At 39.0% G+C, this 2,223-nt stretch carries 2 protein-coding genes; both read right to left on the bottom strand.

Going from position 1 to position 2,223, the window contains the following annotated elements; all coding sequences use genetic code 11:
• Positions 1 to 95: 95 nt before the first annotated feature.
• Complete coding sequence (locus tag FC65_RS10250; protein ID WP_056972619.1) at positions 96 to 800, bottom strand: type 1 glutamine amidotransferase; 705 nt, start codon at positions 798 to 800, stop codon at positions 96 to 98.
• Positions 800 to 2,149, bottom strand: a complete 1,350-nt coding sequence (locus FC65_RS10245) for a Mur ligase family protein (RefSeq protein ID WP_056972616.1) — start codon at positions 2,147 to 2,149, stop codon at positions 800 to 802. Before FC65_RS10245 ends, FC65_RS10250 begins: the two co-directional genes overlap by 1 nt.
• Positions 2,150 to 2,223: the final 74 nt, after the last annotated feature.

Raw genomic sequence — 2,223 nt, 5'->3', positions numbered from 1 at the left:
AAAAGAACCCTACCATAAAGATAGAGTTCTAAGGACTATCAACACAATATGACAAAGTCCCAAAAAGCATGGATCGATCTTGATCCGTGCTTTTTTTAATAAGTTGGTTTAATTTCTAAAGCTTCCTGCTTTGAAAAATCAGCATCAGGATATTTTCTTTTAAGAGCTGTCAACAGCATTTTTTTTGCTAGTTCTCCGTTTCTGGCTAAAATCGGGCCATGAAAGTAGGAACAGAAAATATTATTGTAAATGGCCCCTTCACCATCATCTTCGCCATTATTTCCATGACCAGATATAACTGTACCTAATGGACGTTCACCTTTTCCTAAATACGTGACGCCATTGTGGTTTTCAAACCCATGATATACATCACCAGATCCTTCATTTTTAATTGTAATATCTCCAATGAAGCGGTTGTTATCTTGACTGTTAGTATAGTGAGGCAAAGCTGAAATACCGGATATTTTTTGCCCGTCAGCTCCAATATAATATTTGCCCAACAATTGATATCCGCCACAGATCGCTAAGCCTGGACCACCGTCCTCGATAAAATCGGTCAATCCCTGTTTTTTATCCTGAATGTCTTTGGAAACGATCATTTGTTCGTAATCTTGGCCGCCGCCAAAGAAAAACATATCATAATCATCGGCTTTAAAAGGTGTGTTTAATGAAACAACTTTAACAGCGAGTTCAACATCCATTTGCTTGGCATAATATTGCAATGTCAAGATGTTGCCGATGTCTCCGTATGTGTTCAAAAGATCACCATAAAGGTGGGCCAGCTTCAATGAATATTCCATCAATCCATTCCTCCTTTAATGTAACCCTGTTGTGCTAACATTTTACGAAGCTGTAAAACAGCAGTATAAGTAGCTAAGACGTAAGCATGTTTTGTTGGCATAGCTTTGATTTTTTTCAACACGGTTTCAAGATCTTCTTCTTGTTCAAAGTTTTTCTCAGGCACGCCGGCGACCCTTAATCTGAAAGTAATATCCTTATAGCGTTCGCCACCGGTCAAGACAACAGGGATCCTGTCAAAAGGAAGATCTTCAAAACGCCCGTCCCAGATCCAACTGGTGTCGATCCCATCAGCATAATTTGCGTTTAACAAAATAGCCAGGGAGAAGGGTTCTTGGTCACTTTTGACCATCTGTAAAACTTGATCTAATCCGACTGGATTCTTAACTAAGATCAACGTGACTTCTTTGCCATTAACATTGATCACTTCTTGTCGTCCAAAAACTTTACTGTCGGGATCGCTAAGAGCTTGGACAGCTTTTTTTGGTTCAACACCTAAAAAAGCACCAATGGTATATGCTGCAAGTGCATTGTAAATATTGTAGGTCCCGCCGATATGGATCGTCATTTCATGACCATCGATCTCAAAAGTTGAAGATTGTGGTGTTTGTTTACTTAACTTATTAACTCGATACTGCAGTGTTGGCCGCTTAAAACCGCAATTAGGGCAGTAATATTTGCCAAGATTACTATAAACTAGATTTTTAAAATGTAAAATGTGCTGGCATTTAGGACACAATAAACCATCTGTGTTGGCCGGAGCCATTTGTTCCTGGTCATCTTGGTGGTCAAAGCCGTAATAGATCAGGGGGTTAGGCAGTTCTTTACTGTTAAAGATCGGTGCATCTCCGTTTGCAATCACAGTTGCTTTTGGATGCATCCTGATCCCCTTTAAAATTTTTTCATAAGTTGTATAGATCTCGCCATAACGGTCCATTTGATCGCGAAAAAGATTAGTCAAAACAAACGCAGCCGGTCTGATATATTCTGAAATGATTGGGACATTAGCTTCGTCAGTTTCTAAAACTGCAATTTTTTTACCGTTCTTCCTTTTTTTGTTAGTCAAAAAGGCTGTGACGATCCCCTGTTTCATGTTAGATCCGCTGGGATTAGTCAAGATATTGCCATACTTTGCTTGTAGGACTTTAACTGTAAGTGCAGTTGTTAAAGTTTTTCCGTTCGTACCAGTGATGATCACGATCTCGTAATTTTTAGCCAAATCGCGTAAAACATCAGGGTCGATTGAAAGTGTTATTTTACCTGGTAATGAAGTTCCACCATGCATAAAATTGTGTAAGAACCAGTATGAAGATTTACCGGCTGCAATTGCTAACGAGCTTTTCAGCGTCATTTGTCTTTCCTCCACTTCCAAAATAATGTATCTTTACTTAAAAATAAACGCGTGGTGCTAGTTCGTAACATTCA

It is taken from the genome of Ligilactobacillus acidipiscis DSM 15836 (assembly GCF_001435755.1).
GTDB classification, from domain to species: domain Bacteria; phylum Bacillota; class Bacilli; order Lactobacillales; family Lactobacillaceae; genus Ligilactobacillus; species Ligilactobacillus acidipiscis.
This window is presented reverse-complemented; position numbering and strand designations above follow the sequence as displayed.

Excerpts from the sequence above, each read along its gene's own strand:
- FC65_RS10250 (WP_056972619.1), bottom strand. The coding sequence starts at position 800 with ATGGAATATTCATTGAAGCTGGCCCACCTTTATGGTGATCTTTTGAAC.
- FC65_RS10245 (WP_056972616.1), bottom strand. The coding sequence starts at position 2,149 with ATGACGCTGAAAAGCTCGTTAGCAATTGCAGCCGGTAAATCTTCATAC.